The 773-nt window shown below is 64.0% G+C and carries 1 protein-coding gene; it reads left to right on the top strand.

The features are described from left to right. A partial coding sequence (locus tag BVK86_RS28945; protein ID WP_208609349.1) for an Ig-like domain-containing protein occupies positions 1-773 on the top strand: 773 nt, incomplete at both ends.

Raw genomic sequence — 773 nt, forward strand, 5'->3', positions numbered from 1 at the left:
CGGTGTGCGTGCCGGTGGCAATACTTCGACCCCGGCAGTCGGCGGTCTCAATACGCAGATCAACGGTAACTACGGCTACCTGACCCTCGACGCCAACGGCAATGCGGTCTATCACAGCAACCCGAACGCCGTGAGCGGCCCGGGTGCGGTGGATGTCTTCACCTACACCGTGCGCGATGCCGATGGCGATCAAAGCACCACCACCATCACCATCGACGTCTACAACAGCTGCCTGCAAGCGGTGAGCGACAGCGATGTCACCGTCTACGAAAAAGCCCTCGACCTGAACAAGGATGGGCTGGATCTGGCGCCGGGCACGGTCGTTGGCAGTCAGCCGGGCAGCACCGGTGAAACCGCGTCCGGCACGCTGGTCGGCTCGGTCAGCGGCGCCGTGGGCGCGATTACCTACGCGCTGGTCGGCAGCGCCACCGGGGCTCACGGGCAAATCCTGCTCAACCCCAATGGCACTTACACCTACACCCTGACCTCGCCACCGAGCACGTCGCCGAACGCCAACGATGGGCCAAACGTCACCCAGGAAACCTTCACCTACCAGGCCACCGATTCCCTCGGCAACGTGGTCACCAGCACCATCGTGGTCAACATCGTCGATGACGTGCCCACCGCGAAAGCCGATGTTGATTCGGTACAGGAAGGCGGCACCGTCAGCGGCAATGTGCTGGACAACGACATCGGCGGCGCCGACGGTCTGGGCGCGGTGATCGGTGTGCGTGCCGGTGGCAATACTTCGACCCCGGCAGTCGGCGGTCTCA

Origin of the sequence: Pseudomonas reinekei (assembly GCF_001945365.1) — a bacterium.
Classification (GTDB): domain Bacteria; phylum Pseudomonadota; class Gammaproteobacteria; order Pseudomonadales; family Pseudomonadaceae; genus Aquipseudomonas; species Aquipseudomonas reinekei.